Origin of the sequence: Phenylobacterium sp. (assembly GCF_037189685.1) — a bacterium.
Lineage (GTDB): Bacteria > Pseudomonadota > Alphaproteobacteria > Caulobacterales > Caulobacteraceae > Phenylobacterium.
Genome location: NZ_JBBCIT010000001.1, coordinates 222,479 through 248,333, shown reverse-complemented (window position 1 = coordinate 248,333; position 25,855 = coordinate 222,479). Strand labels below are relative to the sequence as shown.

Annotated in this window: 21 protein-coding genes; 11 read left to right on the top strand and 10 right to left on the bottom strand. The window is 70.6% G+C overall.

Features of this window, described 5'->3' with window-relative positions:
* The first annotated feature begins 6 nt into the window (after positions 1-6).
* Both gshB and WG212_RS01115 read left to right on the top strand, forming a co-directional pair.
* Positions 7-954: a glutathione synthase gene (gene gshB / locus WG212_RS01120; protein ID WP_337185213.1), complete on the top strand. Its 948-nt coding sequence runs from the start codon at positions 7-9 to the stop codon at positions 952-954.
* 134 nt (positions 955-1,088) lie between these two features.
* Positions 1,089-2,690, top strand: coding sequence for a YifB family Mg chelatase-like AAA ATPase (locus tag WG212_RS01115; RefSeq protein WP_337185212.1), 1,602 nt, complete (start codon positions 1,089-1,091; stop codon positions 2,688-2,690).
* On the opposite strand, the gene WG212_RS01110 is transcribed toward WG212_RS01115, so the two are convergent.
* The 3 genes from WG212_RS01110 to WG212_RS01100 all read right to left on the bottom strand — a co-directional run bounded on the left by WG212_RS01110 (position 2,609) and on the right by WG212_RS01100 (position 4,112).
* Positions 2,609-3,061: a hypothetical protein gene (locus WG212_RS01110; protein ID WP_337185211.1), complete on the bottom strand. Its 453-nt coding sequence runs from the start codon at positions 3,059-3,061 to the stop codon at positions 2,609-2,611. The genes WG212_RS01115 and WG212_RS01110 overlap by 82 nt on opposite strands.
* A gap of 133 nt (positions 3,062-3,194) precedes the next feature.
* The gene (locus tag WG212_RS01105) at positions 3,195-3,557 is read right to left on the bottom strand and encodes a hypothetical protein (protein ID WP_337185210.1); all 363 of its coding nucleotides are present in this window, start codon (positions 3,555-3,557) and stop codon (positions 3,195-3,197) included.
* Positions 3,558-3,773: 216 nt separating this feature from the next.
* The gene (locus WG212_RS01100; protein ID WP_293375770.1) at positions 3,774-4,112 is read right to left on the bottom strand and encodes a hypothetical protein; all 339 of its coding nucleotides are present in this window, start codon (positions 4,110-4,112) and stop codon (positions 3,774-3,776) included.
* A 448-nt stretch (positions 4,113-4,560) separates the two neighbouring features.
* Between WG212_RS01100 and WG212_RS01095 the strand changes: the two genes are divergently transcribed.
* Entirely contained in the window at positions 4,561-6,102 is a 1,542-nt protein-coding gene (locus tag WG212_RS01095; protein WP_337185209.1) for a response regulator, read from the top strand.
* 117 nt (positions 6,103-6,219) lie between these two features.
* Positions 6,220-7,920 (top strand): MFS transporter, encoded by a 1,701-nt coding sequence (locus WG212_RS01090; protein ID WP_337185208.1) that lies wholly within the window; start codon positions 6,220-6,222, stop codon positions 7,918-7,920.
* On the opposite strand, the gene WG212_RS01085 is transcribed toward WG212_RS01090, so the two are convergent.
* Genes WG212_RS01085 through rlmN form a run of 3 tightly spaced genes read right to left on the bottom strand, consistent with a single transcriptional unit; the run spans position 7,899 to position 10,407 of the window.
* Positions 7,899-8,729, bottom strand: a complete 831-nt coding sequence (locus tag WG212_RS01085) for a serine protease (RefSeq protein ID WP_337185207.1) — start codon at positions 8,727-8,729, stop codon at positions 7,899-7,901. The two genes, WG212_RS01090 and WG212_RS01085, sit on opposite strands and share 22 nt — an antisense overlap.
* Before the next feature lie 14 nt (positions 8,730-8,743).
* Entirely contained in the window at positions 8,744-9,163 is a 420-nt protein-coding gene (locus WG212_RS01080; RefSeq protein WP_337185206.1) for a DUF350 domain-containing protein, read from the bottom strand.
* 47 nt (positions 9,164-9,210) lie between these two features.
* Positions 9,211-10,407 (bottom strand): 23S rRNA (adenine(2503)-C(2))-methyltransferase RlmN, encoded by a 1,197-nt coding sequence (gene rlmN, locus WG212_RS01075; protein ID WP_337185205.1) that lies wholly within the window; start codon positions 10,405-10,407, stop codon positions 9,211-9,213.
* 258 nt (positions 10,408-10,665) lie between these two features.
* On the opposite strand from rlmN, the gene WG212_RS01070 reads away from it, so the two are divergent.
* The 3 genes from WG212_RS01070 (at position 10,666) to WG212_RS01060 (ending at position 13,665) form a co-directional block, all read left to right on the top strand.
* A complete protein-coding gene (locus WG212_RS01070; RefSeq protein ID WP_337185204.1) occupies positions 10,666-11,664 on the top strand; it encodes an NADPH:quinone oxidoreductase family protein in 999 nt (332 codons plus the stop codon).
* Between the two features lie 226 nt (positions 11,665-11,890).
* Positions 11,891-12,748 (top strand): SDR family oxidoreductase, encoded by an 858-nt coding sequence (locus tag WG212_RS01065; RefSeq protein WP_337185203.1) that lies wholly within the window; start codon positions 11,891-11,893, stop codon positions 12,746-12,748.
* Complete coding sequence (locus WG212_RS01060; protein ID WP_337185202.1) at positions 12,745-13,665, top strand: DMT family transporter; 921 nt, start codon at positions 12,745-12,747, stop codon at positions 13,663-13,665. Before WG212_RS01065 ends, WG212_RS01060 begins: the two co-directional genes overlap by 4 nt.
* Before the next feature lie 6 nt (positions 13,666-13,671).
* On the opposite strand, the gene WG212_RS01055 is transcribed toward WG212_RS01060, so the two are convergent.
* Positions 13,672-14,091: a YkvA family protein gene (locus tag WG212_RS01055; RefSeq protein WP_337185201.1), complete on the bottom strand. Its 420-nt coding sequence runs from the start codon at positions 14,089-14,091 to the stop codon at positions 13,672-13,674.
* Between the two features lie 54 nt (positions 14,092-14,145).
* Here WG212_RS01055 and WG212_RS01050 point away from each other — a divergent pair, with 54 nt between their 5' ends.
* Positions 14,146-14,925 carry an SDR family NAD(P)-dependent oxidoreductase gene (locus WG212_RS01050; RefSeq protein ID WP_337185200.1) on the top strand — a complete coding sequence of 260 codons (780 nt, stop codon included), beginning with the start codon at positions 14,146-14,148 and terminating at the stop codon, positions 14,923-14,925.
* Positions 14,926-15,011: 86 nt separating this feature from the next.
* Here WG212_RS01050 and WG212_RS01045 read toward each other — a convergent pair whose 3' ends face one another.
* Positions 15,012-15,485: a hypothetical protein gene (locus WG212_RS01045; RefSeq protein WP_337185199.1), complete on the bottom strand. Its 474-nt coding sequence runs from the start codon at positions 15,483-15,485 to the stop codon at positions 15,012-15,014.
* 85 nt (positions 15,486-15,570) lie between these two features.
* Positions 15,571-17,100 (bottom strand): helicase HerA-like domain-containing protein, encoded by a 1,530-nt coding sequence (locus WG212_RS01040; RefSeq protein WP_337185198.1) that lies wholly within the window; start codon positions 17,098-17,100, stop codon positions 15,571-15,573.
* Positions 17,101-17,402: 302 nt separating this feature from the next.
* On the opposite strand from WG212_RS01040, the gene WG212_RS01035 reads away from it, so the two are divergent.
* Together WG212_RS01035 and WG212_RS01030 are read left to right on the top strand one after the other, a co-directional pair.
* Complete coding sequence (locus WG212_RS01035; protein ID WP_337185197.1) at positions 17,403-18,569, top strand: AI-2E family transporter; 1,167 nt, start codon at positions 17,403-17,405, stop codon at positions 18,567-18,569.
* A gap of 258 nt (positions 18,570-18,827) precedes the next feature.
* Complete coding sequence (locus WG212_RS01030; RefSeq protein ID WP_337185196.1) at positions 18,828-23,732, top strand: NAD-glutamate dehydrogenase; 4,905 nt, start codon at positions 18,828-18,830, stop codon at positions 23,730-23,732.
* Between the two features lie 40 nt (positions 23,733-23,772).
* Here the strand turns inward: WG212_RS01030 and WG212_RS01025 are convergent, their stop codons facing one another.
* Positions 23,773-25,185: a short-chain fatty acyl-CoA regulator family protein gene (locus tag WG212_RS01025; RefSeq protein WP_337185195.1), complete on the bottom strand. Its 1,413-nt coding sequence runs from the start codon at positions 25,183-25,185 to the stop codon at positions 23,773-23,775.
* Positions 25,186-25,391: 206 nt separating this feature from the next.
* Between WG212_RS01025 and WG212_RS01020 the strand changes: the two genes are divergently transcribed.
* Positions 25,392-25,793: a MerR family transcriptional regulator gene (locus tag WG212_RS01020; protein WP_337185194.1), complete on the top strand. Its 402-nt coding sequence runs from the start codon at positions 25,392-25,394 to the stop codon at positions 25,791-25,793.
* Positions 25,794-25,855: the final 62 nt, after the last annotated feature.

Sequence of the window (25,855 nt, the reverse complement as noted above, 5' to 3'; positions counted from 1 at the left end):
TCGTCCATGTCCCTGAAGGTCGCCGTCCAGATGGACCCCATCGAGGGGGTGAACATCGAGGGGGATACGACCTTCCTGATGATGGAGAGCGCCCAGGCGCGCGGGCATTCGCTGTTCGTCTACCTGACCGATTCGCTGGCCCTGGAGGACGGGCGGGTCTTCGCCCGCGGTCGCGACATCGAGGTGCGGCGGGTGTCGGGCGACCACTTCAAGGCGGGGCCGGTGCGGCGCGTCGAGCTCTCGGACTTCGACGTCGTCCTGATGCGCCAGGACCCGCCGTTCGACATGCACTACATCGACGCCACCTTCTTCCTGGAGGCGATCCACCCGAAGACCCTGGTGGTGAACCATCCGGCCGAGGTGCGCAGCGCGCCCGAGAAGCTGTTCGTCACCCGGTTCCCCGACCTGCAACCGCCCACGCTCATCACCTGGGACCGCGAGGCGATCCGCGACTTCCGCGCGCGCCACGGCGACATCGTGCTGAAGCCGCTGAACGGGCGCGGCGGATCGGGCGTCACCCGCCACCTGAAGGACGATCCGAACCTCGACACCCTGCTGGAGCTGCACGCCGAGCTGGGGCGCGAGCCGGTGATCGTGCAGAAGTTCCTTCCCTCGGTCAGCAAGGGCGACAAGCGGATCCTGCTGGTGGATGGCGAGCCCGTGGGGGCCATCAACCGCGTGCCGGCCAAGGGACAGATCCGCTCCAACATGGCGGTCGGCGGCACGCCCGAGCCGGTGGACCTCTCGGCCCGGGACCGCGAGATCTGCGCCGCCATCGGTCCGGAGCTGAAGGCCCGCGGGCTGATCTTCGTCGGTATCGACGTGATCGGCGACCACCTGACCGAGATCAACGTCACGTCCCCGACGGGCGCGGTGGCCCTCAAACGGTTCGCCGGCGTGGACGCGACGGACGTGATGTGGTCTCGGATCGAGGCCCTGCGCGTACAGCCTTAGGCCGTCTTGCAAGAGACGCGTCGAAGTTACGGAAACGTCTTAGTTTCTCTCAAAGTTCCACATTTGTTCTTGATCTGAGCCGGGCCTTGTGCTGGGTTGTGGATAACTTTCGGGGGCCACGAGGGGTTGCAGGCATGTCGGCGCGCATGGTGACGCTGGCCTTCAGCGGCGTACAGGCCGTGCGCGTCGATGTGCAGGTCCAGTTCACCGGCGGCGAGCAGAAGTTCTTCCTTGTCGGCATGGGCGACAAGGCCGTGTCGGAAAGCCGGGAGCGGGTGCGAGGCGCCTTCCAGGGCATGGGTCTGGCCCTGCCGTCGCGGCGCATCATCGCGAACCTGGCGCCGGCCGACCTCCCGAAGGAGGGCAGCCACTATGACCTGCCCATCGCGCTGGCGATCATGGCGGGCATGGGGGTGATCCCGCCCGACGCGCTCGAAGGCTGGGCCGCGGTGGGCGAACTGGCGCTGGACGGTCGCATCACGCCCGTCGCCGGCGCCCTGCCCGCCGCGGTGGCGGCGGGCGGCATGGAGCTGGGCCTCATCTGCCCCCAGGCGTGCGGGCCCGAGGCCGCCTGGGCGGGAGGGACGCGCATCCTGGCCGCCCCGTCGCTGATCGCGCTCGTGAACCACTTCCGCGGGACGCAGGTGCTGTCGCCGCCCCGGGCCGGCGAGATGATCGAGGCCGGCCGGGTCCCGGATCTGCGCGACGTGAAGGGCCAGGAGAACGCCAAGCGGGCGCTGGAGATCGCCGCGGCCGGTGGCCACAACCTCAGCTTCATCGGCCCGCCCGGCTCGGGCAAGTCGATGATGGCGGCGCGGCTGCCCGGCCTGCTGCCGCCGCTCACGGCGTCGGAGCTCCTGGAGACGTCGATGATCCATTCGGTGGCGGGGCTCATCGCGAAGGGCCAGCTTTCCCGCGCGCGGCCCTTCCGCAGCCCGCACCATTCCGCCAGCATGGCCGCGCTGACGGGGGGCGGGCACAGGGCGAAGCCGGGCGAGGTCAGCCTGGCCCACAACGGCGTGCTGTTCCTGGACGAACTCCCTGAATTCGGCGCCCAGGCGCTCGACTCGCTGCGCCAGCCGCTGGAGACCGGCGAGGTGGTGGTGGCCCGCGCCAACGCCCATGTCCGCTACCCCGCCCGCTTCCAGCTGGTGGCCGCCTTGAATCCCTGCCGTTGCGGTCTGGGGGGCGCGGGCCGGGGCGCCTGCGGGCGCGCCCCACGGTGCCAGACCGACTACCAGGGCCGGATCTCGGGGCCGCTGATGGACCGCATCGACCTGCAGGTCGAGGTCCCGCCGGTGACGCCGGCCGACCTGGCGTTGCCGCCGCCCGCCGAAGGGACCGCCGAGGCGGCGGCGCGGGTTGCGGCGGCCCGTGCGCTGCAGGCCGACCGTGCGCTGCAGGCCGAGCGCGCAGCAGGGCGAGGCGACACCTCTCTCTGCGATGCTCCCCGCCTGAACGCGCAGGCGGACGGCGACTTCCTGGAGGCGATCTGCGACCTGGACGCGCCGGCGCGGGCGCTGCTGTCGCGCGCGGCCGAGGCGGGCGGCCTTTCGGCGCGCGGTTGGATCCGCACCCTGCGCCTCGCCCGTACGATCGCCGACCTCGAGGGCGCGGCGTCGGTGCGCCGCATCCACGTCGCGGAGGCGTTGGTCTATCGGCGGATCGCGCCGGGTACGTCCATAGGGTCCGCGTCGGCCGATCCGGCCAAATGGGGTGCGGTCCAGGCGCCGTAGCCGACGCTGATCAGCATCAGATAACTCCACACCAGGCCGGCGGTGAGATACGCCCAGCCCGACACGCCGGAATCCAGGGCGCGGGCAAAATGGGTCACCACCAGAAGAAGCTGAAAGGCCGCCGCAAACAGCGGCCAGTAGCGTCGGGTGCGGAACGCTATCCACATCAGGATAGCGAACAGGGCCGCATCAATGGCCAGGACAGCCCACTGGGTGTCTTGACTGCGTGATTTGAAGACCATGAGGGTGAGCGCCCAGCCGGCCAGCACGCTCGCCGCTGCGAGACGTTCCTCATCACGGCCTCGCCATACGGCAAGCGCACAGACGCCAAGGAGAACAGTAGGCCAGACCCAGACGGGAAGCTGATACAATCGACCACCCCTACAGACGCGCCCAGAGAGCCTGGAGCCCCAGGAGCCTCATGTGGCCGTCAGCCTTGGGGTCCCGGGGGCGGCGGCACTCTGGCAGACCGCGCCCCGGGATTGAACCAACCGGAAGTTACGATCAGGAGGCGACCCGCAGCGCCCGCATGCGGACGCGATGGGTTTCCGTCATGCCCGGCGCGGGCTTCTCGCCGCCATCGCCCACCATGGTCACGGCGCCCAGGCCGATCTGGCCCTGCACCACGCTCAGCTCCTTGTGGGTCTCGACGATCGCGCGGCGGGCTTCGGCCAGCGCCATGATCGCCTGGCTGGCGCGCTCGACGGCGTCCTGACCGATGAGCGCCGAGGCGCCGACCTGCTTGCGCAGCGCCGGCATCACGCCCGTGAGATGGGCGGTCTTGGAGATTGCCGCATCGATGGCGGCTTCGGCTTCGAAGAGGGCGCCGGCGACTTGTTCGGCGACCATGCGGCGTTCTTTCAGCATAGCTCTCTCCATGCACGGCGCAGTGGCGCCGCGGTTGCAGTTTCAGATAACAGGGTTTCTTGGACGTTCAGGCGAAGGGTTAAATCGCCCCCGCGGTCCCTTAGAGCAGCTTCGTCGCCAGCTCGTTGAGGGCGTGGAGCCCCGCCAGCATGCCCCCGAAGGCGAGGGCCGTGACGACGGCGATGCCCACGATCGCACCGAGCCTGGCGAGTGGCGTCAGCTCGTTGCGGAAGCGCCGGGCTCCGGCTCGACCTTGAAGTTCTCGTCGAGAAGGACCCAGGTCATGCAGAGGATTTCGCGGAGCACCATCTCGGGCGGCTTGAACGGCGCCAGCTTCCGCGTCGCCGACACCAGGTGCCGGGCCATGTCCGCCTGCGCCGGCGTCGCCGCCAGATCGACCAGTTGCCGCTCGAGCTGCATCCAGGAGAAGCTCGGGATGAGTTCTTCCCGCTTGGTCAGGGCCGGCCAGCGCGCCTCGAAGTCGTCGATCTCGCGGCGAAGGCGAAGCGCCCTCCCGACGACCGCTCGGTTCTCGAAGTTCGGATGATGACCCATCGAAAGCTCCCTCGTTGGCCACGCCATGCGGCCAGCTTTCCGAGGGGCTGTCTGTCCTGATCGCGTCTTGTCCTGACGCGATCAGGACAGCGTCGAGCTCGCGCAGGATGCGGGCGGCCTGGAAACGGTCGTCGACGCCCAGTTTCCGCCGCGCCCGGTCACAATAGGTGTCGACCGACGTCTTGGACATGCCGAGCTGCCGGGCGATCTGCTTCGAGCTGAGATGCTGGTCGACCAGCCGCAGGCAATCACGTTCCCGCTGTGTCAACGCATCGACAGGGTTCATGACGTCCGTCACAACGCACTCCGGTCCTTGATCGCCAGTAAACGACGGCTTTGCCGCGGCGTCTACTTTGACGCGTGGATTCTTTCGCCTCGCGTTGTTTTGTCGCCGCTTGTGGCGCCGCTTGACTCGCCGTTAAGGCGTTGCGCCTAAGCCTTGCGCGCCATGCGCAGAACGCCACGTCCCCTATCCGAGCGCCGGCCGACCCGCGCCCAGATCAGCGCGGAGCAGCTCGCTTCGCTGAGCCATGAATTCCGCACGCCGCTGAACGGCGTCCTGGGCATGGCGCGGCTTCTGGAAGGCACGCGCCTCACCGCCGAACAGCGCGCCTACGTGGCCGCGCTCCACGACAGCGGGCAGCATCTTCTCACCCTGGTGAACGACGTCCTCGACTTCGCCAAGCTGGGCGCCGGCCGCGTCGAGCTGCACCCGGCGACGACGGAGCTGGAGGGCCTGCTGCGCGGCGTGGCCGAACTGCTGTCGCCGCGGGCGCGCGAGAAGGGGCTGGAGATCGCCTGGGCCGCGCCGCGGACGCCGGCGCAGATCCACGCCGACGAAGGCCGCCTGCGGCAGATCCTGCTGAACTTCGCCGGCAACGCCGTGAAGTTCACCGAGACGGGGGGCGTCCTGATCACCGCCAGCGCGCCCGAGGCGGGGCGCATCCGGTTCGCCGTGGAGGACACCGGGCCCGGCGTGTCCAAGTCGGACCGCGATCGCATCTTCGAGGCCTTCGCCCAGGCCGACGCGAGTCATGCCGACCTGGGGGGCGCGGGCCTGGGCCTCGCCATCGCGCGCCGGCTCGCCCGGGCGATGGGCGGCGAGGTGGGGGTGGAGAGCGCGCCTGGACGCGGCGCCTGCTTCTGGTTCGAGGCCGCCCTGCCCGGTCTGCCGGCCGCGGTGACCGAGCCGGCCCTGGCGGGACGGACAATCGGCGTCGCCTCGCCCAGCGCGGTGGTGCGCGACGCCGCGCGCCTGCAGATCGAAGCCTGTGGCGGCCAGGCGGCGTGCGCGCCGACCCCGGCCGAGGCGGTCGCGATGACGGGAGCGGGCGATGTGATGCTGGTGGACGCCGCCTTCGCCGCGGCGAACGGATCCCTGCGGCCGCCCGCCCAGCGGCGCGCCATCGTGCTGCTGGCGCCCGACGAGCGCGACCGTATCGCCCGCTATCGCCGCGCGGGATTCGCGGGCTACCTCATCAAGCCGCTGCGCCGGGCCTCGCTGGCCGAACGGGTGCTGATCGCCGCCGGCGCGGCTCCGGCCGCCGACACCGCGCCGCGCGAGGACGAGCGGATCGCCGCCGCCGCGGCGCCCGGCGTGCGGGTGCTGCTGGTCGAGGACAACCCCATCAACGCCCTTCTGGCCAAGGCGCTCCTGAACCGCGAAGGCTGCGAGGTGGAGCATGCGGTGGGCGGGGAAGAGGCCCTGGCCGCCGCCGACGTGGGGGCCTACGACATCATCCTGATGGACATGCGGATGCCCGGCCTCTCGGGCGAGGACACCGCGCGCCGCCTGCGCGCCGACGGCGTGACCACGCCGATCGTGGCCCTGACCGCCAACGCCTTCGAGGATGACCGCCATGCGTGCCTCGCGGCGGGCATGGACGACTTCCTCGTGAAGCCGCTGTCCCCCGACGCCCTGCGCGGGGCGCTCACGCGCTGGACCAACCCCGGCTGGACGAAGCCCGCGGCGCGCGCCAAGGTCGGGTGACCCAGGAGGTCGGGCGCGGGGGCGCCTTCGGTCCGGAGACCCGTCTTGAACGCGGACGCCGCGGAAGCCAAACGAGGCGGGCCGCCTGAACGGGGAGTCCCGGCCCAACGGGGAGCCTTGGCCGCCCTCGCCGTCTTCGTGGAGCGCCGCGCGCTGGTGATGCTGGCCCTGGGGTTCGCCTCGGGCCTGCCGAACCTGCTGATCTTCGACACCCTGTCGCTGTGGCTTCGCGAGGCCGGCCTGTCCCTCCAGGTCATCTCGATCTTCGCGCTCGCGACGCTGAGCTATTCCCTGAAGTTCCTCTGGGCGCCCCTCATCGACCGCACCCGGGTGCCGTTGCTCACCGGCCTCCTGGGCCACCGGCGAAGCTGGATGATCGTGCTCCAGGTCCTGCTGATGCTGGGCCTCTGGATGATCTCGGGCGTGGACCCGGCGCGGGACCTGGCGCTGATGGCCGCCTTCGCCGCCCTGGTCGCCTTCGTCTCGGCGACCCAGGACATCGTCATCGACGCCTGGCGCATCGAGGCGGCCGAGGTGGAGAAACAGGGGGCGATGGCCGCCGCCTACCAGTGGGGCTACCGCATCGCCATGATCGTCGCCGGCGCCGTGCCGCTGATCCTGGCCGAAGCCTATGGCTGGAGCGCGTCCTACGCCGTCATGGCGGCCCTGATGCTGGCGGGCGTGACGGGCGTGCTCGGCGCGCCGCGCGAGAAGGCCCACGCCATCCGCCCGATCCACGCCGAGGGCGTGCCCAGCCGTCCGCTGCTGGAGCTGCCCGAGTGGCTGGCGCGGTTCGCGGTCTTCGGCCTGGGCGCGTTGCTGCTGGGCTCGGGCCTCGCCGCCGACGCCTCGCTGCTGGCGACCCTGCTCGCCGGGGCCGGCGCGACCGATGCGGGCGAGGCGGTGCGCGCCGCCTGGGCGGCCAGGCCCGAGGGCGTCTATCTCCAGCTCCTGTCCGTCGCCGTGGGCCTGGGCGTGATCGTGCTGGCGATCCTGCCGATCCCGGGCGTCCGGACACGGCCGGGCGTCTATCTCTTCGCGGCCCTGGGCGACCCGTTCCGCGATTTCCTGGTCCGCTACCGCGGCGTGGCGGCGCTGATCCTGGCGCTGATCTGCCTCTACCGGCTGTCGGACTTCGTGCTGAACATCATGAACCCGTTCTACGCCGACCTCGGCTTCAGCAAGATCGAGATCGCCGAGGCGCGGAAGGTGTTCGGCGTTGTGATGACCGTGCTGGGGGTGGGCCTCGGCGGCTTTCTGGTGGCGCGCCTGGGCCTGATGCGGGCGCTGGTGATCGGCGCCTTCGCGGGGCCGGTCAGCAATCTCTCCTTCGCCTGGCTCGCCACCCAGGGGCCGCAGCTCTGGGCCCTGTTCGTGGCCATCGGGATCGACAACGTGGCCGGCGGAATCTCGGGCACCTGCCTGATCGCCTATATGTCGAGCCTGACGTCCGCCGGCTTCACGGCCACCCAGTATGCCCTGTTCTCGTCGCTCTACGCCCTGCCCGGCAAGCTGATCGCTTCGCAATCCGGGCGCATCGTGGAATCGTCGGCCGCCGCGGCCGACGCAGGGGGGCCGATCGCCGGCCTGAAGGCGCTGTTCGCCGGACTGCCGCCCGAGGCCTTCGCCGGGGCGATGGAGAAATCCCAGGTCAGCCCGGCGGCGCTGGGCGCCGGCTATGTCCTCTTCTTCCTCTATTCCTCGGCGCTGGGCGTGGCGGCCGTGGTGCTGGCGTTCATGGTCGCGGGGCGACAGCCGGCGGGCCAGGAGGAGCCGGCCCCCGCCGAACCGGCGGATCAGTCCAGGCAGAGCACCTGAGCCACCTGCAACTCGCGTCGCAGGTCGTCGGCGACATAGAAGTAGTTCTGGGGCGTGATCGTCTGGCGCGCGGTTCCGGGGCCGTCCGGCCGGCGCCCGTTGGATGACAGCGTCGCCCGCACCATCTCGGGCGCGGTGGTGTAGATCCGGCCGCGCCGCGGGCTCTCGGCGATGGTCACGCCCAGCACCCGGCCCTGGGCGTCGAGGGCCGGCGCGCCGGAGAGCCCGCCCAGGGAACCCTTGAGCCCGTCGGTGCGGCCCGTCTCGGCCCAGACCAGCACCGGCTCGCTGCGGGCGCCGTGGCCGCGCACCACCAGCGTCTCGCGCCCGAGGAGGCGCGAGCTGGCCTCGCCCGGCTCGCCCTGCGGGAAACCGGGATGGAACGCCCGTTGCCCCCGCCGCAGCGGCTCGGTGAGGCTCAGCGGCAGGGCGTCGGAACCGCCCTCGGTGAACAGCAGCGCGGCCTCGCTGCGCGGATCGACCCGGACATTGACCGCCACGCCGGTCGAGGGGCCGACGACGATCACCGGCTTCGCGCAGCCGTCGACGACGTGGCGGGCGGTGAGCCAGACTCCGGAGCGGGCGATCGAGAACGCGGTGCCGGCGGCCGGTCCGGTCTTCTTCGGCACGTCCACGACCACCGAGGGGTCGAAGGGCGAGGCCGGGCCCACCACCTCGCCCAGCGGCTCGGAGCTCTTGGGCGGCGGCGGGGGCGCATCGGCGCGCTCGTCCCGCCCGAGGGCGGCGAACAGCACGGCCACGACGATGGCGGCGTAGATCGCCCAGTCGGGGAGCCGCGGGAAGCGCATCGCCGCCGCTCGGCCTAGCTGCGCGCGGCGGCCACGAGCAGGGCCGTCGCGATCTTGGCGCCCACCAGGAGGGCCGCGGCCGAGATCTCACCGTCCTGGATGCGCCGTGGCAGGCCCCGGAGGATGATGTCGACCAGGCGGAAGACAAGGAGCTGGACCACGACCGTGACGGCGCCCCAGAGGCCGATCTCGATGACGTTGGCCGAAGCCTTGAGCGACGCCGAGAGCGGGATCGCCAGGCCGATCAGCACGCCGCCCAGCGAGACGGCCGCGGCGGTGTTGCCCTCGCGGATCAGGCTGATCTCCTTGTGCGGGGTCAGCAGCACATAGGCCGCCGCGCCGATCAGCAGGATCACGATGGTGACGCTCGCGTGCGCCAGGAAGATCGGGAAACCGGCGGCGAAGGCCTGGATCTCAGGCGAGGTCGTGGGCATGCGTGGAATCCCGATACTGCGGGCGGAGCCTTAGCACGGCCGAGCTTCTACCCGGAAACGGGGGTGTCCTCGACCCCGGCCTGTTCTAGCCCGGCCTGTTCCATCTCTGCCCGTCGCCGGGCGCTGGCCCGCTGCTTCTCGCTCTCGCTCTTGAGCTGGCCGCAGGCGGCCAGGATGTCGCGGCCCCGCGGCGTGCGGATGGGCGAGGCGTAGCCGCCGCGGTTCAGGATCGCCGCGAACTGCTCGATCGTGGACCAGGACGAGCATTCGTAGTCGGTCCCCGGCCACGGATTGAACGGGATCAGGTTGATCTTGGCCGGGACGCCCTTGAGGAGCTGGACCAGGGCCTTGGCCTCGGCCGGGCTGTCGTTGACGCCCTTCAGCATCACATATTCGAACGTGACGCGCCGCGCGTTGCCCAGGCCGGGATAGGCGCGGATCGCGGCCATCAGCTCGGCCAGCGGGTACTTCCGGTTCAGCGGCACCAGCTTTTCGCGCAGCGCATCGTTGGTGGCGTGCAGCGAGATGGCCAGCATGGCCTGGGTCTTCTCGCCCAGGGCCTGGAGCTGGGGGACCACGCCGGAGGTCGACACCGTGATCCGCCGGCGCGAGATGGCGATGCCCTCGTTGTCGGCGATGATGTCGATGGCCTGTGCGACGTTGTCGAGGTTGTAGAGCGGCTCGCCCATGCCCATGAACACGATGTTCGACAGGCGGCGGTCCTCCTTGGGGCTGGGCCATTCGCCCAGGTCGTCGCGGGCGACCTGCACCTGGGCCACGATCTCGGCGGCGGTCAGGTTGCGCACCAGGGCCTGGGTGCCGGTGTGGCAGAAGGTGCAGTTGAGCGTGCAGCCCACCTGGGAGCTGACGCAGAGCGCGCCGGCGCGGCCCACGTCCGGGATGTAGACGGTCTCGACCTCGATCCCCGGCCCCATGCGGATCAGCCACTTGCGGGTGCCGTCCTTCGACACCTGGCGCTCGACCACCTCGGGACGGGCCAGGGTGAAGGCCGCGGCCATCGCGGCGCGCGTGTCCTTGGCGATGTCGGTCATCGCGGCGAAGTCTGTGACGCCGTAGTGGTGGATCCAGCGCCAGGCCTGCGAGGCGCGCATCTTCGCCTTGTCGCGCGGGCAGACGCCCGCCTCGACCAGGGCGTCGGCCAGCTCCTGGCGGGAAAGGCCCGTCAGGTTGGTCGGCGTCACGGGCTGGGCCGACGCGCGGCTGAGGTCGAGGGTCACGCCCAAGGTTCAGGTCCTTCTGGAAGGCGGCGAATATAGGGGAGAGAGAGGCCAGCGCCAAACCTCCCGCCCTCGATGGGGAGGGACAGCTCGCCGCAGGCGCGCAGGGCGGGAAAGCGGGGGCCGGAATGCGGACGTCGGGGGTGATCCCCGCTCCCCCACCCGGCTCGCTTCGCGAGCCACCTTCCCCATTCAGGGAGGGAGGACTTCAAACATCCGTTCGACATCGCTAGGGTCGCGCGCAACGGAAAGCGGAGAACGTCCATGAAAGCGCTGTTGAGCAAGGCCGTCGGCGGGCCCGAGACCCTGGTGCTGGAGGACGTGGCCGATCCCGTGGCCAAGCCCGGTCATGCGGTGGTCGAGGTGAAGGCGATCGGGGTCAACTTCCCTGACGTGCTGATCATCGAGGACAAGTACCAGTTCAAGCCCGAGCGGCCCTTTTCGCCGGGCGGCGAGATCAGCGGGATCGTGAAGTCGGTCGGCGAGGGCGTGACCCACGTGAAGCCGGGCGACCGCGTGCTGGGCAACACCGGCTGGGGCGGCATGGCCGAGCAGATCGCGCTGGAGGCCCACCGCCTGGTGAAGATCCCCGACGCCATGCCGTTCGACGACGCGGCGGCCTTCATCATGACCTACGGCACCAGCTGGCATGCGCTGAAGGACCGCGCGAACCTCCAGGCCGGCCAATCCCTGCTGGTGCTGGGCGCCGCAGGGGGCGTGGGCCTGGCGGCGGTCGAGCTCGGCAAGGCGATGGGCGCGAAGGTGATCGCCGCCGCGTCCAGCCATGAGAAGGTCGATCTCTGCATCAGCCGCGGCGCCGCCTCGGGCGTGGTCTATCCCAAGGGGCCGTTCGACCGCGACGGCCAGAAGGCGCTGGCCGGCATCTTCAAGGACGCCACCGCCCCGAACGGCGCCGACGTGATCTATGACGCCATCGGCGACGCCTACGCCGAGCCGGCGCTGCGTTCGATCGCGTGGGAGGGCAAGTACCTGGTGGTGGGCTTCGCCGCCGGCGAGATCCCGAAGATCCCGCTGAACCTGGCGCTGCTGAAGGGCTGCGAGATCGTGGGCGTGTTCTGGGGCGCGTGGGTGGGCAAGAACCCGAAGAAGCACCAGGAGAGCGTGGCCGAGCTGATGCAGATGTACGTGGACGGCAAGATCAAGCCGCACGTCTCCGAGACCTTCAGCCTGGCCGACGCGCCCAAGGCCATCGCACACCTCGCCAGCCGCAAGGCGATGGGCAAGGTGGTGGTCACGGTCTGACACCCCGGAGCCGCGCGCGAAGCCCGGTGGGCCCCAGGGTCGTCCCCAGGGTCATCCCCAGGGTCGTCGTGTTTCGCGCGCCGCCGCCGCCCCGCCCGATGGGCGGATCGGCCCATCCGGGGCGGTCCGGCGTCGCGGCGCCGGCGACACCGCTTCGCGCCGGCCGACGGGCTTGTCCCGCAGCCCGCAGCCCCATAGTAACCACTGATAACATACGGAGAGCGACATGGCGGGCAGGCTGGGCGGCAAGGTGGCGGTGATCACCGGCGGAGCGTCGGGCATCGGGCTTGGGACGGTGGAGCTGTTCGTCGCCGAGGGCGCGAAGGTGGTGGCCGCCGATATCCAGGACGAGAAGGGAGCCATGCTGGAGGCCCGGTTCCCCGGCCTCGTCCGCTACGCCCGCTGCGACGTGACGAAGGAAGCCGAGATCGCCGGCGCCGTGAGCCTCGCGGTCTCGGAGTTCGGCGGGCTCGACATCCTGTTCAACAACGCCGGCATTTCGGACGCCATGCGCGAGATTCCGGCCATCGAGGCCGAGACCTGGAGCTGGATCTACGACGTCCTCGTGCGCGGCCCGGCGCTGGGCATCAAACATGCCGTGCCGGCCATGCTGGCGCGCGGCGGCGGCTCGATCGTGAACACGGCCTCGATCGCGGGTCTCCAGGCTGGCTTCGGGCCCCTCGCCTACTCCTCGGCCAAGGCGGCGGTGATCCATATGAGCCGGGTGGCCGCCGCCCAGCTCAGCCCGCAGGGGATCCGGGTCAACGCCATCTGCCCCGGGCTGATCGCCACCTCGATCTTCGGCGCCTCGATGGGCCTGCCCCGCGCGGTCGCCGACCAGATGGCGGCGCGGGTGGCCGAGCACGCCGCCAAGGTCCAGCCCACGTCGAAGGCCGGCCTGCCCGACGACATCGCCCAGGCGGCCCTCTTCCTGGCCTCGGACGCCGCCGCCTTCGTCACCGGCACGCACATCGTCGTCGACGGCGGCATCACGGTGGGCCCGCGGCATGCCTGGGATCAGAGCGGGCCTTCGCCCTTCGCGGAGATGTTCGGGGAGGCGCTGGCTTCGCCCCAGCCCGCGTGACGCGCGGCTTCGCCTCGAACCTGTCCCCCAACATCCAGGGCGCGCTCTGGATGCTGATGTCGGCCGCGACGTTCTCGATCATGGTCGCGCTGATCAAGTTCCTGGGCGAAGACTATCCGGCCTCGCTCCAGACCTTCTACCGCCAGGCGGCGGGCGTGGTCATCCTGCTGCCTGTGATCCTGCGCCACCGGCGGGCGGCCTTCGCCACCAGCCGCCCGGGCATCCTGATCTTCCGGGCCAGCGCCGGGACGATCGGGATCATCCTCTCGTTCTACGCCTTCCAGCACATGCCCCTGGCGGACGCCAACGCGCTGTCCTTCACCCGCACCCTCTGGCTGGTGCCCCTGGCGATCTTCATCGTGAAGGAGAAGGTGGGCCCCTTGCGCATCGGCGCGGCGATCGTGGGATTCATGGGCGTGCTGCTGATGGTGCGTCCGGGCGCGGGGGGCGAGTTCGCGGTGGGAACGCCCGCGCTGGCCATGCTGGCGTCTTCGTTCCTGTTCGCGCTGACCGTGACGGGGATGAAGGTCCTGACCCGCGACCACGCACCCCGCGTGATCCTGGTCTGGGCCGCCTTCCTGGGCCTCGCCTTCTCCATCCCGGGCGCGATCCTCACTTGGCGCGTACCTGAGCCCGTGGACCTCGCCCTCCTCTGCGCCATGGGTGCGATCGGCGTGGTCAACCAGGCCTGCTACATCAAGGGGATGTCGCTGGGCGACGCGGCGGCCATGGCGCCCATCGACTATACGCGCCTGATCTTCACCGCGCTGATCGGCGCCTTCCTGTTCGCGGAAATCCCCACCGTCTGGACGATCGCCGGCGCCCTCGTCGTGGCCGGGTCGACGCTGTTCATCACCCTGCGCGAGCAGCAGCAGGCGCGGTCCGCCAAGCTCAGCACCGAGCCGGACGCGCCTTGACGCGGCTCAGTCGTCGTCGCCGCGCAACCGCTCGATGTCACGCCGGGCGGCGGCCTTGTGCCGGGGCTTCAGGTTCTTGCCGATGATCGCCATCAGCGCCGCGAACACCGCCGCGTCGTCGGTGAAGCCCAGGCCGGCGATCACGTCGGGGATCGCGTCCACCGGCATGACGAAATAGGCGAGGGCGGCGAACATCATCCCCTTGGCCGCAAGGGGCGTCTCGTCGTCCCGCGCGCAGTACCAGACGGCCAGGGCGTCGCGGGCGAAGGGGATCTTCGACGCCACGCGGGCGATCTTGGGCCAGAAGCCCGCGCGGACGCGCCGCTCGTTCACCTGCATGACCGATGGCACGAGCGCGCGCTCGGGCGCGATCGGAGCCATTGCATCGAAGCTGACGTCAGGTGACGCTTTTTTGCCGCCGCTCATCGGGCTAAAGCCTCTGCCGATTTCATTCCGCCATCATATGGGAGCGGTTGTTCCATGAAACTCGATTCCTCCGTCGCGGCCGTCATTACCGGCGGCGCCTCGGGCCTCGGCGAGGCCACCGCGCGTGCGCTCGCGGCCCAGGGCGTCAAGGTCGCCATCTTCGACATGAACGAACAGAAGGGCGAAGCGGTCGCCCAGGAGATCGGCGGCGTCTTCTGCAAGTGTAACGTCACCTCGGAAGAGGAAGTGGACGCGGCCTTCGCCAAGGCCCGCGAGGCCCACGGCCAGGAGCGCATCCTGGTGAACTGCGCGGGAACCGGCAACGCGATCAAGACCGCCAGTCGCGACAAGCAGACGGGCGAGACCCGGCACTTCCCGCTCGACGCCTTCAACTGGATCATCCAGATCAACCTGGTCGGCACGTTCCGCTGCATCGCCAAGTCGGCGAAGGGCATGCTGGACCTCGAGCCCGTGGACGGCGAACGGGGGGCCATCGTCAACACCGCCTCGGTGGCGGCCGAGGACGGCCAGATGGGCCAGGCGGCCTATTCGGCGGCGAAGGGCGGCGTGGTCGGGATGACGCTGCCCATCGCCCGCGACCTGGCCGGCGACGGCATCCGCGTGAACACCATCCTGCCGGGCATCTTCAACACGCCGCTGATGAACGCCGCCCCGCCGCAGGTGAAGGAGGCGCTGGCCGCCTCGGTGCCGTTCCCGAAGCGCCTCGGCAATGCCGAGGACTACGCCTCGCTGGCGCTGCAGATGATCACCAACCCCTATTTCAACGGCGAAGACGTCCGCCTGGACGGCGCCAACCGGATGGCGCCCCGCTAGGACGGCGCCAACTCCGACGACCGAAGGGGCCCCGGTGGAAGCCGGGGCCCCTTTTTCGTCCGGCCGCGATCGCCGGGCGATTCGGCTCAGTGGACGGTGTGGCTCTCACCCTCGATGCAGCGGGCGGGCAGGGGCCAGCCCTCGGCGGCCATCGCCCGGTTGAGCCTGACGCCCAGGCCGATCACGAGCGAAGGATCGCGCAGGATCGGCTCCAGCAGCGCATACGCCAATGCCCCGTCGACGGGCGCCGCGCCGCAGGCCACGATCAGGCGCTGGGCGTCCGTGGAGACCCCGCCACAGTCCGGGCATGTCAGCGCCAGGGGGCGCCGGCTGCCGGTCTCGACCGCCTGGATCCATGCGATGAACAGGGTGGCCGTGCGCGACGACACCTTGCGGCCCAGGGCTGCGGCCACCGCCTGATGCGGCCGATGTCCCGAGATCCGCATGCGGGCCCAGGCGCGTACGCCGGCGAACAGCAGGCGCTCGGCGGGGGTCAGCCCCACCTTGCAGGCGGACGGCTCGCCGGCGTGAAGCTCTGCCTGATCCCCGGATACCGACATGCCTGCGCCCTTCTTGCAACTAAGTCGCAAGAACAGTGCTGCGACCCTTGTTGCGAGTCAATCGCAATAAGGGTCGCGACGGACGTTATCGCCGCCGGGTCGTCCGGCTGCCGCCGGCGAGGCCGCCCAGGACGCCGCGGATCAGCTCGCGCCCGACCTGGTTGGCCACATTGCGCACAAGGGTGCTGGTGAAGACCTCGGTCATGGTCATGCGCGACGAGGCCCGGGTCGCCTTGGGCGCCTTGGCGGCGGGCTGCTTCGCCGCCGCCTTGGCCTCGGCCTCGCGTTGGGCGGCCGCCGTCGTCTCGGCCTGGGCCGCCGCAGCGGCCTGGGACGCCTGGACCGCGCGGCCCTGGAGCACTTCGAACGCCGACTCGCGGTCCCTGGCCTCGTCGTAGAGCCCTCGGACCGGACTCTGGGCCATGACGCCCGCACGCTCGGGCGGCGTCAGCGGCCCGAGGCGCGAGGCCGGAGGCCGGACGAGGGTCTTCTGCACCACGGTCGGCGCGCCCTTCTCGTCCAGCACCGAGACCAGGGCCTCGCCGACGCCCAGGCCCTGGATCGCCTCGGCCGTGTCGAAGGCGGGATTGACGCGGAAGCTGCCGGACGCCGCCTTCAGGCCCCGCTGCTCAGCCGGCGTATAGGCGCGCAACGCGTGCTGGATGCGGTTGCCGAGCTGGCCCAGGACCACGTCCGGGATGTCGGCCGGGTTCTGGGTGACGAAATAGACGCCCACCCCCTTCGAGCGGATCAGGCGCACCACCTGCTCGACCTTCTCCAGCAGGGGCCTGGGCGCGTCGCGGAACAGGAGGTGCGCCTCGTCGAAGAAGAAGGCCAGGCGCGGCTTCTCCGGGTCGCCCACCTCGGGCAGTTCCTCGAACAGCTCGCTCATCAGCCACAGGAGGAAGGTGGCGTAGAGGCGCGGCGAGGTGATGAGCTTGTCGGCCGCCAGCACGTTCACATAGCCCCGGCCCGAGCCGTCGGTGCGCATCAGGTCGGAGAGCTGGAGCGCCGGCTCGCCGAAGATGTGGCCGCCGCCCTGGTCCTCCAGCACCAGCAGCTTGCGCTGGATCGTGGCCACGGTCGTGCCCGAGAGGTTGCCGTATTTCGCCGACAGAGCCTTGGCGTTCTCGGAGGCCCAGTTGAGCGCCGCGCGCAGGTCCTTCAGGTCGATGAGCAGCAGGCCTTCCTCGTCGGCGGCGCGGAAGACCACCGACAGCGCCCCTTCCTGGGTGTCGTTCAGCTCCAGGATCCGCGAGAGGAGCAGCGGACCCATCTCGGAGATCGTCGCCCGGATCGGATGGCCCTGCTCGCCGAAAAGGTCCCAGAAGACGGTCGGCGCGGCGACGGGGTTCAGCGTCAGGCCCATCTTCTCGGCGCGGGCCAGCATCTTGTCGTTCGGCGTCCCGGCCGCGGCGATGCCCGACAGGTCGCCCTTCACGTCGGCGCAGAAGACGGGAACCCCGGCGTCGGAGAGGCCCTGGGCCAGGATCTGCAGCGTCACCGTCTTGCCGGTGCCGGTCGCCCCGGCCACCAGCCCGTGCCGGTTGGCGCGATGCAGCAACAGGTGCTCGGGGTGCTCGGAAACCCCGATCAGGACGCCGTTCTCGCTCATTCCCAGCACTCCTCCGCCCGGTGGCGCCGCCACACGGACCCCCCGAAGATCACGAAAGCCGACGCGGCGCCCCCGCTGGGGGGCGACGTGTCGCGCACCCGATGTTCTTTCGTGTTTTTCGCGCCCAGATCAACGGATGAAACCAAGCGCCGAAGCGCCGGCCTAATGTGACGCCTCGTGCCGCGATTTGCGGGCCGGCGGCAAAATACCTCCAAATCCCGTGGGAACCAGGGTAGAGCAAGCCCGATTTGACGTTACTTCCGGCGCCGCCGAGAGTCCCGCCGGGTCGAACGAGAGCTCAGATGCCCCCCCCAGGCCCCCCGACGCCAGGCCCCTCGACGGCCGACGCCGTTTCCCGAAACGCCCTGGTGATCCTGGCGACCATTGCCTGCGGGACGATCCTGTACGTCCTCTCCGACATCCTGACGCCGCTTGCGCTCGCGCTCTTCCTGGCGGTGATGATCGACAGTTTCGCCCGCGTGCTCGAACAGCGGGCGCCGTTCGTGTCGAAACGGTTCGCCATGCCGTTGGCGATCGTGCTCTCGGTGTTCATCTTCGGCGCCGCGGCCTTCTTCATCGCCGACAACGCCACCTCGTTCGCAAGCCAGCTCGTGGCGTATGCGCCGAAGCTCAACGGCCTCATCGCCCGGCTGGCGGCGCTGGCCGGCATGGACGCCCCGCCGTCCCTGACCCAGCTGGTTCAGGAGCTCAATCCGGCCAGCTACCTGGGCCAGGTCGCCCAGAGCCTCCAGAGCTTCGTCTCCACGGCCGTCTTCGTGCTGGTCTACCTGGGCTTCATCCTCGCCTCCCGGCGGGGCTGGGAGCGCAAGGCCATCCACTTGTTCGCGACGCGGGACGAGCGGCAGGAGGCGGTGGCGGCGTTCCTGCGCATTCGCAACGGCGTCGAGCAGTACCTGTGGGTCCAGACGGTCACCGGCCTGATGATCGCCGTGGCCTCGTGGCTGGCGATGGTGGCCGTGGGCCTCGACAACGCGCTCTTCTGGGCGATCCTGATCTTCATCGCCTCCTACATCCCCTTCGTGGGCGGGGTGATCGCCGTCGCCGCGCCGCCGATCTTCGCCCTCCTCCAGTTCGACACCCTCTGGCAGGCGATCGTACTCTTCGTGGTTCTGCAGGCGGTCACGACCTTCGTGGGCAATGTCGTCCTGCCGCGGATGCAGGGCCGGAGCCTCAACATCGACCCCATCGTGCTGCTGCTGGCCCTGGCGTTCTGGACCGTCGTCTGGGGGCTGACCGGCGCCTTCCTGTCGACGCCGCTGACCACGGTGATGATGGTCATCCTCGCCCAGTTCACGGGGACGCGCTGGATCGCGGTGATCCTGTCCGAGGACGGCGATCCCGGCGAGCTGCGACGCGAGACGGAGCCGGCCCCCGAGGAAGTGGCCAAGGCGACCAGAACACCCAGACCGGCCCGCAAGCCGCCCGCCAAGCGACGATCAAGTTCTTGAGAGCAGGGCTTCAATCGTGAGCATCGCATTCCTACATGAAGCGTGTCGGACGGCGAGTTCGTCCGACAGGTGCGCCCGTCCCCCAACCCCGCGGGCGCAGCGAGCACCCCGCGTTCCGCCGCTCCCCCACGGCGGAACCACGCGCCGCCGGACTCTCTCCTCCGGCGGCGTTCTCGCATCTGGCCCCCATCCCACATCTGGCCCCCATCCCGGCCCCCGTCTCGCATCCAACCTCCGTCTCGCAGGGGGCGCCGTCCGATGAGCCGCAAACCCCAAGCCACGACCCGCAGGACGTCCTCTCGTGCGACGGCGTCCATCGGCGGTCCGCCACGTACGGGCGGGGCCCTGTCTCGGGCCCTCCTGGCGGAACTGCGAGACGACCCGGAGACCGCCGGCGTCAAGGCGTTCACCCGCCAGGTGGCCGCCGACGCCGAGCCGGACGAACTGGCCGAGTTCGGGGCGGCGGGGCTGGCGCGCAACCTCGCCGAGGCCTGGCGCTTCGCCGGGCGGCGCCGGGGCCGCAGCCCTCAGGTGCGCATCGCGCCCGCCCTCGACGTCGAGCTCGACCGGCTGGAGATCGTGCAGGACGACGCGCCGTTCCTGGTCGACAGCGTGATGGGCGAGATCGCCGACCAGGGCCTTAACGTCCGGGCCATGTTCCATCCCATCGTCGAAGTCGCCCGCGACCGCGCCGGCTATCGCGCCCCGGGCGGGACGCCCCGCCGCGAGTCGATGATCGCCGTGATGCTCGAGCCGATCGGTGTCGACCGCGAGGCCGCGCTGATCGAGGGGATCAAGGACACCCTGGCCGACGTCCGCGCCGCGGTGGACGACTTCCCCGCGATGCTCGACCTGATGGGCCGCACGGTCGAGGAGCTCCGCGCCTCGGGCAAGGCGCGTCCCGACGAGGTGGCCTTCCTGGAGTGGCTGCACGCCCAGCACTTCGTGTTCCTGGGCGCCCGCGTCTACGAGTATCCCCGCCTGAGGAACGGCGACTATGCGGCCGCCGAGCCGCTGTACCAGCCCACCGACGGCCTGGGCGTCCTGCGCGACCCCGACCGCACGGTGCTGCGGCGGGCCAACGAGCCGGCCGTGCTGATGGGCGCCATGAAGGACCGCATCGTCCGCGACCCGGCGCTCACCATCGCCAAGTCGAATTTGAAGAGCCGTGTCCACCGCCGGGGGTACATGGACTATGTGGGGGTCAAGCGGTACGGCGCGGACGGCCGCCCCTCGGGCGAGGTGCGCTTCGTGGGCCTGTTCACCGCCGAGGCCTACGACCAGCCGGCCGGGACCGTGCCGCTGGTCCGGGAGAAGGTGGCGCGCGTGCTCGCCCGAGCCGGCGCGGCGCCTGGCAGCTACAACGAGAAGCGCCTCAAGAACATCGTCGAGAACCACCCGCGCGACGAGCTCTTCCAGATCAGCGAGGACGATCTGCTGCGGATCGCTCTGGGCATCCTGCATCTGTCGGACCGCCCCCGCGTGCGCCTCTTCGAGCGGAGGGATCCCTTCGGCCGCTTCGCGTCGATCCTGCTGTTCGTGCCCCGCGACCGCTACGACTCCGACCTGCGCAAGCGGGCGGGCGAGATCCTGGCCGAGGCCTACGGGGGGCGCCTGTCGGCCTACTATCCGAGCTTCAACGACACGCCGCTCGCGCGGGTGCACTTCATCATCGGGTTCTCGCCGGGCCACCACGAAGTCCCCGACCTGGGCCAGGTCGAGGCCGAGATCGCCGAGGCCTCGCGCACCTGGGAGGACCGCTTCGAGGCCGCGGTCCGTGCGGGCGCCCACGACCCGGAGACGGTCGGCGCGACCGTCGCCCGCTATCGGGAGGCCTTCCCTGCGGGATACCGCGACCGCTTCGATGCGGCCGAAGCCCTGGCCGACCTGGCGGTGCTGGAACGGTTCGGCGACGCGCCGATCCGGGTCCGCGCCTACCGGACGGCCGGCGACAACGCGCTGCAGTTCCGCTTCAAGCTCTACCGCAAGGGCCAGCCCGCGCCGCTGGCCGAAGTCCTGCCGATCCTGGAGAACATGGGCCTGAAGGCGATGGCCGAAGCCGGGTTCGCGGTGACGCCGGCCGATGGCGCCGCGGTCTGGGTCCATGATTTCGAGATCGAGGACCCGCGGGGCGGTGATCTGATCTTCGCCGAGCTGAAGGACGTCTTCGAGGACGCCGTGGCCGCCGTCTGGAGCGGCCGCACCGAGAACGACGGGTTCAACCGGCTGGTCATGGAGCTGTCGCTGCCCTGGCGGGACGTGGCCCTGGTGCGGGCGCTGGCGCGATACCGCCAGCAATCGGGCCTCGACCCGTCGCAGCGGGTGCAGGAAGAGGCGCTGTCGAACCATCCCGGCGTGACCCGGCTGATCCTCGACCTGTTCCGTACCCGGTTCGACCCCGCGGTGGCGGCCGGGCTGGAGGCGCGCCAGGCCCAGGCCACGGCGGTGATGGAAGAGATCGTGCAGGCGCTGCAGGCTGTCGAGAGCCTGGACGACGACCGCGTTCTGCGCCGCCTGGCGCTGCTGGTGGGCGCCATTCAGCGCACCAACTTCTACCAGCGCGCGCCCGACGGCGCGCCCAAACCCTATATCTCGTTCAAGGTGGCCAGCGGCGCGCTGGCCGACCTGCCGGCGCCCAAGCCGTTCCGCGAGATCTTCGTCTGGTCCACGGCGGTGGAGGGCGTCCACCTGCGCTTCGGCCCGGTGGCCCGTGGCGGCCTGCGGTGGAGCGACCGCCGCGACGACTTCCGCACCGAGGTCCTGGGGCTGGTGAAGGCCCAGCAGGTGAAGAACGCCGTGATCGTTCCCGTCGGGTCGAAGGGGGGATTCTACCCCAAGCAGCTTCCCAAGGGCGGTTCGCCCGAAGCCGTGCGCGCCGAGGCGATCGCCGCCTACACGACCTTCCTGTCGGGTCTGCTGGACCTCACCGACAACCTGGACGCCGCCGGCAAGGTGGTGCGTCCCGACGCGGTCGTCGCCCACGACGGCGACGATCCCTACCTGGTCGTGGCGGCCGACAAGGGCACGGCCACGTTCTCGGACATCGCCAACGCGCTCGCCGAATCCTACGGCTTCTGGCTGGGGGACGCCTTCGCTTCGGGCGGGTCGGCGGGCTACGACCACAAGGCGATGGGCATCACGGCCCGGGGCGCCTGGGAGGCGGTGAAGCGCCACTTCCGCGAGATGGGCAAGGACATCCAGTCCGAGCCCTTCACCGTCGTCGGCTGCGGCGACATGTCGGGCGACGTCTTCGGGAACGGCATGCTGCTGTCGCGCCAGATCCGGCTGCAGGCCGCCTTCGATCATCGCCACGTCTTCCTCGACCCCGACCCCGATCCGGCGACCGGCTACGCCGAGCGCGAGCGCCTCTTCGCCCTGCCGCGTTCCTCCTGGGACGACTACGACCGGGCCAGGATCAGCAAGGGCGGCGGCGTCTTCGCCCGCACCCTGAAGTCCGTTCCGCTGAGCCCCGAGGTCCGCGCCTTCCTGGGGACCCAGGCCGAGGCGCTGTCGCCCGCCGAAGTCATCAACCTGATCCTCAAGGCGCCGGCCGAGCTGCTCTACCTGGGCGGCATCGGCACCTATGTGAAGGCGCGCCACGAAACCCAGATGGACGCGGGCGACAAGGCCAACGACGCCGTGCGCGTCAACGGCGACGAACTGCGGGTGAAGGTGGTGGGCGAGGGGGCCAACCTGGGCCTGACCCAGGCCGGCCGCATCGAGTTCGCGGAAGCCGGCGGGCGCCTCAACACCGACGCCATCGACAATTCGGCGGGTGTCGATTCCTCGGACCACGAAGTGAACATCAAGATCGCCGCCGGCATGCTGGAGCGCCAGGGCCAGCTCACGCGCCGGCGTCGCGACACGATTCTCAAGGCCATGACCGACGACGTGGCCGCCCATGTCCTGCGGCACAACTACGAACAGACGCTGGCGCTCTCGCTGCTGGAGATGGATACGGTCGGCGAACTGGACCCGCACGCCCGCTTCATGGCCGATCTGGAGCATGCCGGACGCCTCGACCGGGCCGTGGAAGGCCTGCCCGACGCGCCGAAGATCGCCGAGCGGCTCAAGGCCGGCCGGGGCCTGTCGCGCCCGGAGCTGGCCGTCCTGCTCGCCTACGGCAAGCTGGAACTGAAGCGCATGATCGTCGCCAGCCGGGCGCCCGCCGACCCGTTCCTGGAACAGCGCCTGGAGGCCTATTTCCCCCGGAAGGTGCGCAAGACCTGGGAGGCGCCGATCCGCGCCCACCGGTTGAGGCCCGACATCATCGCGACCGTGGTGGCCAACGACATGGTCAACCGCTGCGGACCCAGCTTCCCGACGCGCACGATGACGTCCGCGGGGTGCGACGTGGTCGCTCTCACCGCCGGCTATGAAGCCGCGAAGCGGGCGCTGGGCTTCGAGGCGCTCTGGGCGGACGTGGAAGCGCTGGACTTGGAGATTCCGGCGGCGGGCCAGATGGCCCTCTTCCGCCGGTTGGTCTCGGGGTTGCGGGGCGCCACCTTCTGGCTCGCCCGGCGCTCGGGACGCGAGGGGCTGGACGTGGCCGCGCTGGAGGCCCGCTACGCCCCCGGTTTCCACAGCTTGCGCGCCCTGATGCCCGATGTGCTGTCGGCGGCCGAACGCGCCGCCGTCGGCGCCCAGGTGACAGCCCTGATGGCGGCCGGCGCGCCCGAGGCCCAGGCCCGGGCGGCGGCGGTTCTGGGCCCGCTGACCAACGCCGCCGATCTCGTGGACCTGGCCGAGGCCTCGAGCTGGCCGCTGCCGAACGTGGCCCGTCTCTACTATGCGACAGGCGCGGCTTTCGCGTTCGACCGGCTGCGGGCCGCCGCGGGCGGTTTCCGGGCCGGCGACATCTTCGAGCGGACGGCGCTTCGGCGCCTGATCGAGGACCTGCTGGCCGGACAGGCGCAGCTCACCCAGGCCATCATGGCCTTCGCGGGCGGTGCGCAGTCGGGCGACGACCCGGAACGGGCGGACAAGACGGTGGCGTCCTGGGCGGCGCTGCGGTCGGATGCCGCGCTGGCGGCCGTGCGGACCATCGAGGAAGTCGAGGCCGGCGGCGGCGACTGGTCCTTCGCCAAGCTCACCATCGCCAACGCCGCTCTCCGCGAACTCGCCGCCGAAGCCGCCGGCGGTCGCGGGCGGAAGGCGGGTTGACGGAGCGGCGCCCCCTGGGTTCGCGGCCCTGATACAGGGCTCAGCTTCCCAGGCGGAACGGGACCGTGCGGCGTTCGTGGGCGGGGACGCTCAGGCGGCGGTCCACCGGCGGGAAGGCCCGCTGGGCGCAGTCGTTGCGCTCGCAGATCCGGCAGCTCGTGCCGATGGGCGCGGCCGGTCCCTTGAGGTCCAGGCCCTCGGAATAGACCAGCTCGTGCGCGTGCTCGATCTCGCAGCCGAAGCCCAGGACATAGCGGCGGTCGGGCGTGAGGTAGTTCTCGGAGCGCTTCACCACCGCCCGCGCCACGCAGAGGTACCGGACCTCGTCCGGCATGGCGGCCACCTGCACCAGGAAGCGGTCGGGCGAGGCCACCGCATCGTGCACGTTCCAGAGCGGACAGGCGCCGCCGAACCGGGCGAAGCGGAAGCGGGTGGCGCTGTGGCGCTTGGTGATGTTGCCCGCGTAGTCCAGCCGCACGAAGTAGAACGGCACGCCCCGGTGGCCGGGCCGCTGGAGGGTGGAGAGCCGGTGGCACACCTGCTCCAGGCTGGCCCCGAAATGGGCGGCGAGCTGTTCGACGTCGTGACGAAGCGCCCGCGCCTCGGCGGCGAAGCGGCGGTAGGGGGTGATCAGCGCCCCGGCGGCGTAGTTGCCGAGCCCGACCCGGCACACGTCGACGGCCTCGGCGCTGCGGAACCGCGCCTCCGCCAGTTCCCCCTCGATCACCGAAGACAGGTTGGCCACGGCCACCTGGTAGGCCATCTGGAACGCCCGCGTGGCCGGCGGCTGGCTGGCGTTCAGCCAAAGCTCGTGGCTGGCGGGGTCGTAGCGTCGCATGACGTCGCCCAGGGGACCGTAGCGCACGCGCACGCCCAGGCGCTCGCGCAGGTACATCTCCATCAGCATGTCGGCCGGGCCCGAGGCGTCCAGGCCGATCTCCTGGGCCAGATCCTCGGCGGCGCGATCCAGGGCGTCGATGTAGTTGTCCTTGAAGTGGAAGAAGTCGCGGACCTCCTCGTACGGCAGGAGCGAGCTGGCGGCCGTGGCCTCGTCCAGGGAGACGGCCTCCTCGGTCAGCTTCAGGCGTTCCGAGAGGCGGTGGTTCGCGCGGTGCAGGTCCAGGAACCGGCGGGCGAGCGCCGGGGCCTGTTGGGCGATCTGGCGGAGTTCGCTGAGCGGGATGGGCTCCTCGCCCGTCCCGGTGTCGGCCACGGCCTCGCGCAGGTCAGCGACCAGCCGCTGGCCCTCGTCGGCCTCGAAGGTCTCGGCCGGCACGTCGAAGGTCTCGATCAGGCCCACGAGGACGCGGTCGGTGACCGGCCGCTGGTTGGCCTCGATCTGGGAAAGATAGCTGACCGAAATCCCCAGTTTCTGGGCGCAAGCCTCCAGCCGCCAGCCCCGCCGCGCGCGGAGCTGGCGCACCTTCGGACCGACGAACAGTTTGTAGCGCATTTTACAATTTTACAAACTGGCGGGCGGACGGAGCCAATTCTTCGCACGAGTTCAGTTGAGATACGAAGGAAAACAAGGCTCCCTGCGATCTGCGCCTCACCGAACGTGAGCCCTCCATAACGTCAGCGCAAATTCGCTGTCCTGTGGAGCTCGCCCGGACGGGCGCCTGAGGAACGCTTGATCGGACACCCGAACGGACAACGCCCATGACCGTCGAGAACATCCACCACCTTCCCCGCCTCGGCATGGCCGGCGCCATGCGCCTCTACGGCCTGACCGCCCGCGCCCTGCGATTCTATGAGGAGAAGGGCCTGGTCGAGGCCCGCCGGGACCGGCTGAACGCCCGCTACTACGATCCCGCCGCCCGTCGCCGGCTGGAGTGGATCGCCCGCCTGCGCAAGGCCGGCGTCTCCCTCCCCGACATCGAGGAGGTCCTGATGATCGAGGACGACGAGGGCCGAGGCCGCGACTGCGCCGTCCGCAAGCTGGAAGCCCGGCGCGAGGCGCTGACCGCCGAGCTGACGCGCCTGGACGAGGCCCTCGCCGAATACAAGGCGGAGCCTGCGCCCACGACGCCGCGCCGCCTGGGCCTCGGCGCCAAGGTCTGAAGGTTCGAGCCTGGGGCGCGCCAGCGCCCTCAGAAAACCGCCAGGACGCCGAGATCGCCAAG